Raw genomic sequence first — 7,747 nt, 5'->3', positions numbered from 1 at the left:
CAGTACATCGGTGCCCCGAAATACCGCATAGTGCTATCCGCGCCGGACTACAAATCCGCTGAGGAAGAGATGAAGGTGATCACCGCGAGCGTGATCTCCATGGTCAAGGAATCAGGCGGAGAAGGCAGCTTCCACCGCGAGGACAAGTGAAGTCCTTCGGCGAGAGGCAATATTTTATTGATGGAGCGCGCATTCAGCTTCAGCCCATAGAGGAACTGCTATGAAGACGTCGCTGCGAAAATGTCCCAATTGTGATGAGTACTCGCTGCGCGACTTATGTCCGAAATGCGGCGTGGCTACCATCGTGCCCATACCGCCAAGGTACTCACCGGAAGACAAGTACGGCAAGTACAGAAGAATGTTGAACAAGCAATCGAGGGATTGAAATGGATAACATCAAGATGATCGTCACTGAGATGCCGGTATTGGAGGAGCCCATACTCGTCGAAGGCCTACCCGGCGTCGGCAATGTGGGCAAACTGGCAGCCGAGCATTTGGTGGAGCAGCTCAAGGCTACGAAGTTCGCCGACATCTATTCTAAATACTTCCCGCCGCAGATCCTGGTGGATGACGATGGCCTGATCAGGCTGGTCAACAACGAACTGTTCTACGTGAAGGGGGAGGGGGAAAGGCCCGACCTCATCATATTGGTCGGTGACTACCAGGGATTGTCTCCGGAAGGCCAATACGAGCTCTCTGACCATGTGCTCACGGTCATGAAAGGCATGGGCGTGAAACGCATCTACACCCTGGGAGGGTATGGGGTCGGAAAGATGCTCGAAAAACCTCGCGTCCTGGGTGCAGCTACGGACAAGGAGCTGGTCGAGGAGATGAAAGAGAAAGGTGTTGTCTTTTCCAAAGGCGAACCGGGCAGCGGGATAGTGGGAGCGAGCGGCCTGCTGCTGGGACTGGGGAAGATATATGGGATGCGTTCTGTCTGCCTTATGGGGGAGACCTCCGGTTATTTCGTGGACCCCAAGGGGGCGGAGGCAGTCCTACGCATCTTGACCGGGATCCTGAAGGTCGAGGTCGATTACAAGGCACTCGAGGAGAAGGCAGAACAGATCGAGACGATCACCTCTAAACTAAAGGAGATCGAAGCCCCGATAGCTCCAAAGAAAGAGGACCTTGGTTATATCGGCTGATGTCTCGATCAGACTCGTCGGAAACCTCTTCCTCCATTGATTTCTAGATCAGTTCATTCCTATGCTTTTGAAGAACGGAGTGAGTCTGATAGAATAAAGAAAAAAATAAAAGGGGAGGTAAATGTGATCAGCCCTTCGAATGCATCCCATCCCATTCTGACAAGGCTACTTCTTTAGGTATTTCTCCTCAAACCTTTCCATTTCGGCAAGTGTTTTTTCGGCCTCTTCCATCTTCTTCAACTTGTCCGAAACCAGGTCAACCCTGGCATAGACGAAGTCTCTGATGGCAGCCCTTATGGCCTCGGACCTAGATGGAAAATCATCGACCTCAACCAGAAAGTCCAACGCACGGATATATCTGGCCGGAAGTCGAAGAGTCACCTTTTCTAGATCTGCTTCCTCCAATTTCCCTCACCTAAGACAATGAAGGTCTGTTCGACCTCTTTTGTCAGACAAGTCAAGGTTTTGAGTCTATTTATAGTTTAGGTCCTTATAATCAAAATTTGTCGTATCCAGATATCTGGATATCCATAATGCATTGGAAGTGCATAGCATTTTGCCTGGATATCGATGCGACCTCTCACCGACCTCTCCGGACTATCGCCAGTCCCTGATGCATATCATCGTGGGCGGTAAATGTTTAATATGATTTCCGTAATACTCTGCTGAATCCCGACTTAGCTTAGTCTGGCTTGAGCGGCTGACTGTAGTGGGCATACCGGCTTGCCGGTTCCTTAGCCGCCGATATCAGCAGGTCCCCAGTTCAAATCTGGGAGTCGGGACCACTTTTCTCTTCAAAGAAGATCGTGACTCAGTCGATACCTTGTCCAGTAGTAGAATCGCTGATCTGCACTAGGTAAGAAGGGTCCTGATCGCCCCTTCCGATTCCTCCAGGACCCTTTCCTCGTCGATGCTCTTAACCACTCGGTCCTTCATCACGATCTCTCCATCGCAGAGGACTGTTTTTACGTCTCCCCTGCCAGCGGAATAGACCAGATTCGAAACGATATTGTTCGGTAGCATCGGCCTGAGGCTAGGCGACCTACCATCCATGATGACCAGGTCGGCCCGCTTACCGATCTCTATTGAACCGATCATGTCGGAAAGGCCGAGTGCCTTCGCCCCACCGAGCGTGGCAAAATCCAGTACTTGCTGGGAAGGCAACACTGTCGGGTCCCATCGAGAGGCTTTCTGCAGCAGCGAGAGCGTCTTCATTTCCCCAAACATGTCCAATCCGTTGTTAGTAGTGCAGCCATCGGTGCCGATCGACACGTTGACATCGTTCTGCAACATCTCCGGGATCGGAGCGACACCCCCGGTCGCGAGCTTCATGTTGGAGACGGGGCAGGTGGAAACGGACACCTTCTCCCTCCCCAGTATCTTGACCTCGTTTATTGTCAGCCACGCCGAATGCGCGGCAATGCACCTTTCACTGAGCACGCCGATCTTGGCCAGATATTCAGCCGGGCGCAGACCCTCCTTCTTCTTTTGGTCATAGACCTCCTTTCGCGTCTCCGAGAGATGGAAGGTCATGCGCCTGCCAGAACTCTTGGAATATTCATTCGAAGATACGAAGGTCTCGGTGGAACACACATAGACTCCTTGCAGTCCGATACCTGGAATCACTCTCTTGCTGTCCTTGAACTGTTCACAGAACCTCTTGCAGTTGTCAAGAGGAACGCCCTTCTGGGTTGTGTATTCGACGTCCAGGACTGCCCAGCAGAGCAGCCCTCGTAGACCGGCCTGCTCCACCACCTTGCCGATCACGTCCTCGGAATAGTAAAGGTCTACGAACGATGTGGTGCCTGACCTGATCATCTCCAGGCATCCCAGGGCTGCCCCGCTCCTGATGTCTTTTTCCGTGCGTTTCGAGTCCAACGCAAACACGCGGTCAAGAAAGTTCGGGAATGTGACATCGTCGGCAACAGCCCTCATTGTCGCCATAGCGACATGGGAATGGGTGTTGATCAGGCCGGGGATGACAACGTCACCGTTCGCCTCGATCTCCTGGTCAGCGGAATCTTTTACTGTTCCGATGGCTACGATCTTCCCTCCGTCGATAAGAATGTCCCCTTTCAGGATCTCACGTTTCGCGTTCTGGGTCACTATATGCGCATTCTTGATCAACGTCGACATCCGGATCGACTCGCTATCCTCTCCGGAATAGATAATCCTTGTTGGCCTCACAAAACAACGCATCACCCGAAAGATTCAAGCAATCGGAAGGGCTGGGGGAGCAAGAATCGGATTTTTGTGGTTACATGACTACCTTGACGTTCCTGGGCACCGGCGGAGGAAGGTTCGCCACGATCTACCAGGTGCGAGCCACAGGTGGTATCTATGTCAAGGATGTGGCAAAGGTCCACATAGATCCTGGACCGACCGCACTCTACAATATGAGCAGATTGCACCTGGACCCCGCCAAGACCGATGCTCTTCTTATATCGCATTGTCACCCAGACCACTATTCTGATGCCGAGGTCCTGGTCGAGGGGATGACGCGAGGAGGATTGAAAAAGAGAGGTCTGGTCGTGGGTTCGAAAAGCGTGCTCGATGGATATGAGGGCCACGGTCCGGCAATTTCCAATTATCACCGCTCCATCCCGGAGAAGGTGCTATCGGTAAAGGGCGGAGACCAGTTCAACATCGGTGCCATGGAGGTCAAGGTTACCACCACCAGGCACAGCGATCCATCGGGCGTGGGATTTGTCCTAGGGACACAGAACGGAGCCGTCTCCTACATGAGCGACACCGAGTTTGATTATGAGGTGATAAGGCAACACGCCGGTTCGCGCATAATCATCCTGTGTTTGACCCGCCCGCTCAAGTCACGTGTTTCCAACCACATCTGCACGGAAGATGCGCTGGAGATCGCCCAGATGCTGCGCCCGCAGATGATAATACTTACTCACTTCGGAGCCAAGCTGGTGCACGAGGGGGCAGATCGGCAGGCGACGTTCATCGAGGAAAACTCCGGCGTACGAACGGTCGCGGCCGAGGACCTGATGAACATACACGTAGGTAAGGTCATCCGGGTCTCGAAGAATGGCGAACAGATGGAACCGGAACTGGATGAGGGGAAGATCGACAGCAACGTCGATCTATGATTCGACCCGCGATATAGAGATTCCCAGCGATGAGGACTCCGATCTCTGATGGATCTGTGAGTTGTTTGTGAGCATGGCTTGATCAACTATGGCGTGGGATTAGCACATGGAGTTCCATGCTGGGTAGCAAAGGTTTTTATGGACACCTTACGATTGTTGGCCGATGATGGTCTGTCTGATATCGGGCTTCCTGGGCAGCGGGAAGACCACCCTGCTAATCAAGCTCGCGAAGAGATTGGGAGAAAAGAAGAAACGAGTGGCGGTCGTGGTCAACGAGCTCGGGGAGGTCGGTGTGGACGGAGCGGTCATCGATGCCTATGGGCTCAGAAGCGTTGAGCTGACCGAGGGCTGCATATGCTGCTCCCTTTCGGGCAGCCTTATGTACACGCTGCAGACCATTGCCAAGGAGTACCAGCCCGACGTGATCTTCATCGAGCCGACCGGCGTTGCCCTGCCGAACAAGATCAATGACATAGTGCGTAGGTCAATGATACACGCCGACAAGAGCTATGGCATGGTCATCGTTGATGCTTTCAGGGCCCAAAAGATATACAGAGAGTGCGAGCTCTTCTTCCGCAGGCAGATCGAGGGCGAAGACATGATCGTTATCAACAAGATAGAGCTGGTCAATGAGGCCACGCTGCAAGAGGTAACTGACCTGGTCTCATCCCTCAACTCGAAGGGACAGATCATGAACATCTCCGCGAAAGAGGAGAGAGGTCTTGACGATATCGCAGACACGATCGCCAAGGAGGCTACGCTGTGAACGACGACGAAGACTCTAAGAGCCTTGCGGAGGCGGGTACGTTCGGTGCTGAGATGACATTCACGGCCGACCACATGAAGAAGGACGTGTTCGTAAAAGAGGTGGGCCAATTCCTGATGTCGGTGGCCAAGGATGTCGAATCGAGGAAAGGCGGGTTGATCGGGCATGTCAAGGCCTTCGCCCGCGTAGATGACGGATTCGTTAGATTCAATATCGTGGATAGCGAACTCGGAATCGATATCGGCGACGAGATCAAATCAGATCGGATCACAGGCGGGACAATCAAGGTCATGGCCGCCGTTGTGGGAGTTGATGATCACCATGTTGAGGAGATCATCGAGAAACGAATCGGGGACCTGAGGAAGGTCATGGCCATTGAAGTGGCGGAGCATGAGGACCACGATCATTGCCATGAGGACGGGGAGTGAAACCCATGTACGGAATATCAATAGATGTTGGCACAAGCGGAACAAGAGTGCATGCATTGGATCTGGACAAGCAAGAGATCATCTCGACGGCTATGACCGTCAGGCATCCGGTCCCAGGGGCGAATGTGATGGACCATCTGACCTACTGCATAGAAGTGGACCAGAACCTCGCAAATGAATTGATGATCGAGACGATCAACAGCCTAATCAAACTGCTTGAGATCGACCTGAGGAAGGTCGAAAGGCTGGCTGTGTGCGGCAACCCCATTCAGCTTTCGATATTCCAGAACATGGAGCTCCGAGACCTGGCATTCGTGGGAGAGAGGTCGCTCAAATCCAAAGGCGTGACCCCTCAGAAGCGTGACGCCAGGATCATGTCCTCGGAAGCGCTCGGTATCGAACTGGGAGGGCCCGACGCACAAGTCTACGTTCCCCCTTCGATCGCCCACGAGATAGGCGCGGATGCTCTCGCCATGATGTTCAAGACCGGGCTGCTTGATCGCAAGGAGCCGTGCCTGGTCACCGACTACGGAACCAACGCCGAGATGGCGCTCAAAGTCGGCGATGAGATATACACTGGTTCCGCTGCTGCCGGTCCGGCCATGGAAGGACAGGCCATCCATTTCGGTATGTTGGCATCACCTGGTGCAATTTCCGATATCGACTATGAAGGTCACTGGCGCTGCAAGGTTTTGGACGATACGCTCATGCCGGTCGATGGGGACAAGGTCGACCCGACCACGGGAGACGTGGTCGAACAGGGTAACATGCACGGAAAATCGAGGGGGGTCACTGGTACCGGAGTGATCGCGGCTATCGCCACTGGATTGGACACTGGCCTGATAAAGGCGCCCCACATCCTGACTGATGATGGCAAGCTGCACCTTCAGGATGGGGTATACATTGACGACCATGACTTCCAAGAGGCGGCAAAGGCGTTCGGCGCCATGAGGGCAGGTCACTTCACCCTGCTGGAGAAGGCAGGGATCACATTCGACGATTTGGACAGCATGTACATGAGCGGAGCATCGGGAACGTACGTGGATGCTCTCAAAGCCCAGAGAGTGGGCTTGATCCCGCCCACCCCGAAGAACATCTACCAGGTAGGCAACACCTCGCTGGCGATGGCTACGGATATCGTCAAGGACCCGAACCTGATGGAAACGCTCCAGGAAATGGCCCACAGCATCCGTTCCAACCACATCATGTTCGCCACCGACAAAGTGTTCGAGACGCTCTATATCCAGGAGCTTGCCCTTTGGCAGGAAGGAATGCCGCTCTCGTCATACAACTTCTTCATACAGAGCATGGGCATCCAGCCTTTACCAGAGAAGTTCCGTGAGGCGAATGTGTACAAGATCGTTCAGCGTGACATACCGGTTCTGGGCACCAAGGGATTGAAGATCCTCACTGACATCGGGACCAAGCTCAAAGGCACCTTCGACGGTTGCATATCGTGCATGAAGTGCGTTGAGAATTGCCCGGAGAAAGCATTGACGGTCGAAAAGAATGCGAGCGGAGAACCGGAGATAACGGTGGCTTCCGATCTGTGCAACGGTACGGCCTGTCTGCGCTGCGAACGCGGATGCCCTGAAAAGGTATTCAGGTTCAAGGGCCTCCAGAGCACGAGGAAAGCAAAGAAATGACCATGGTGTAAAAAGAACTGTACAGGTTCCTGATATCAAGGAAATAAATCTTATTTCCAAACTATTTTCTATTTCTTCTTTCAGCTTTTACTCTGATCACGAATTGCCATCGATGGCTTTTGCGTTCATAGAAATCATACAAAACAAGAAAAGAAAGGAAAAGGTTGGAAAAGGTTTGGAAGGGATATCACTACGCGCTTATAGATCGTAGTTCTTCGGGTTGAACGCCTGGACGTCCTTGTAGGCCTTCATGCACTGGTCGACGAACTTTGCTTCCTCGTCCGGCAGGGCCTTCAAGTCGGTCAGGACCTTGTTCAGCATGTCGCTCTCGTGCTTCGAGAGCTTCAGGCCGTTCTTGGTCTTGGCGGACTCCGAAATCAACTCGGCTGCCTTGATACCGGCTGCCCTTGATCTCAGGTAGGTGCTTTCTCCCTCTGCGACAATTGCCTCACCGATCTTGTAGGCGTTGTCATACCTCAGGCAGAAGCCTTCTGGGCTCCTGTATGAGTCACAAGCGGCGTACAAGTCCCTGAGGACCTTGTCCTGCTTCAGCTGCTTCGAGGTGTTCATCAAGGCCGCTTCGTACCCTATGACTCCGAGCCAGCACTGGACGGATGAGCCACCGAACTCCGGGTGGTATTCAACCGACTCGTTG

At 53.3% G+C, this 7,747-nt stretch carries 9 protein-coding genes and 1 tRNA gene; 7 read left to right on the top strand and 3 right to left on the bottom strand.

Annotated elements, in window-relative coordinates:
• The first annotated feature begins 220 nt into the window (after positions 1–220).
• Both VGK23_02445 and VGK23_02440 read left to right on the top strand, forming a co-directional pair.
• On the top strand, positions 221–385 hold the full coding sequence (locus VGK23_02445) for an RNA-protein complex protein Nop10 (GenBank protein ID HEY3419391.1): 165 nt from the start codon (positions 221–223) through the stop codon (positions 383–385).
• Between the two features lies 1 nt (position 386).
• On the top strand, positions 387–1,145 hold the full coding sequence (locus VGK23_02440; GenBank protein ID HEY3419390.1) for a proteasome assembly chaperone family protein: 759 nt from the start codon (positions 387–389) through the stop codon (positions 1,143–1,145).
• 165 nt (positions 1,146–1,310) lie between these two features.
• Here the strand turns inward: VGK23_02440 and VGK23_02435 are convergent, their stop codons facing one another.
• Positions 1,311–1,550 carry a ribbon-helix-helix domain-containing protein gene (locus VGK23_02435; protein ID HEY3419389.1) on the bottom strand — a complete coding sequence of 80 codons (240 nt, stop codon included), beginning with the start codon at positions 1,548–1,550 and terminating at the stop codon, positions 1,311–1,313.
• A 266-nt stretch (positions 1,551–1,816) separates the two neighbouring features.
• On the opposite strand from VGK23_02435, the gene VGK23_02430 reads away from it, so the two are divergent.
• Positions 1,817–1,930: transfer RNA gene (locus VGK23_02430), tRNA-Tyr, on the top strand.
• A 67-nt stretch (positions 1,931–1,997) separates the two neighbouring features.
• On the opposite strand, the gene VGK23_02425 is transcribed toward VGK23_02430, so the two are convergent.
• Positions 1,998–3,281, bottom strand: a complete 1,284-nt coding sequence (locus tag VGK23_02425) for an amidohydrolase family protein (protein HEY3419388.1) — start codon at positions 3,279–3,281, stop codon at positions 1,998–2,000.
• Between the two features lie 125 nt (positions 3,282–3,406).
• Here VGK23_02425 and VGK23_02420 point away from each other — a divergent pair, with 125 nt between their 5' ends.
• The 4 genes from VGK23_02420 to VGK23_02405 all read left to right on the top strand — a co-directional run bounded on the left by VGK23_02420 (position 3,407) and on the right by VGK23_02405 (position 7,092).
• Positions 3,407–4,252, top strand: a complete 846-nt coding sequence (locus tag VGK23_02420; protein HEY3419387.1) for an MBL fold metallo-hydrolase — start codon at positions 3,407–3,409, stop codon at positions 4,250–4,252.
• Between the two features lie 163 nt (positions 4,253–4,415).
• Positions 4,416–5,018 (top strand): GTP-binding protein, encoded by a 603-nt coding sequence (locus tag VGK23_02415; GenBank protein ID HEY3419386.1) that lies wholly within the window; start codon positions 4,416–4,418, stop codon positions 5,016–5,018.
• A complete protein-coding gene (locus VGK23_02410) occupies positions 5,015–5,446 on the top strand; it encodes a hypothetical protein (GenBank protein HEY3419385.1) in 432 nt (143 codons plus the stop codon). Before VGK23_02415 ends, VGK23_02410 begins: the two co-directional genes overlap by 4 nt.
• A 5-nt stretch (positions 5,447–5,451) precedes the next feature.
• The gene (locus VGK23_02405; GenBank protein ID HEY3419384.1) at positions 5,452–7,092 is read left to right on the top strand and encodes a methylamine methyltransferase corrinoid protein reductive activase; all 1,641 of its coding nucleotides are present in this window, start codon (positions 5,452–5,454) and stop codon (positions 7,090–7,092) included.
• 198 nt (positions 7,093–7,290) lie between these two features.
• Here VGK23_02405 and VGK23_02400 read toward each other — a convergent pair.
• Positions 7,291–7,747 (bottom strand): methyltransferase MtaB domain-containing protein (locus tag VGK23_02400; GenBank protein HEY3419383.1); only part of this gene is annotated, 457 nt, incomplete at its 5' end.

Source organism: Methanomassiliicoccales archaeon, from assembly GCA_036504055.1.
GTDB lineage: Archaea > Thermoplasmatota > Thermoplasmata > Methanomassiliicoccales > UBA472 > DASXVU01.
Note: the sequence above shows the minus strand (reverse complement) of the source record. Positions and strands in the feature narration are given on the sequence as shown.